General features: G+C 68.5%; 1 protein-coding gene. It reads left to right on the top strand.

Annotated elements, in window-relative coordinates:
• On the top strand, positions 1-368 hold a 368-nt coding region (locus tag ACLEQD_RS45270; RefSeq protein WP_410392052.1), incomplete at both ends, for an AMP-binding protein.

Here is a 368-nt window from a genome sequence, read left to right on the forward strand (position 1 = left end):
ACTGGCCTACATGCTGGAAGGCACGGGTGCGCCTGTCGTCATCACGCAGGCGAGCCTGGAGAACGTGCCGCCGGAGTACACGGGCCAGCGCGTGCGGCTCGACACGGATGCAGCGGTACTGGCCGCGTACCCGGAGGAGGCACCGGCCAGCAGGACGGAACCCCGGCAACTGGCGTACGTGCTGTACACGTCAGGAAGCACGGGCCGTCCGAAGGGCGTGGCGGTCACGCACGCCAGCGCGGTGGCGTTCCTGAAGTGGGCCACGAGCACCTTCAAGCCGGAGCAGCTGAAGGGCGTGCTTGCGGCGACGTCGCTGAACTTCGACCTCTCCGTCTTCGAAGTCTTCGCGCCGCTGGTGAGCGGCGGCA

The sequence above is a fragment of the Corallococcus sp. 4LFB genome, from assembly GCF_046520365.1.
GTDB lineage: Bacteria > Myxococcota > Myxococcia > Myxococcales > Myxococcaceae > Corallococcus > Corallococcus caeni.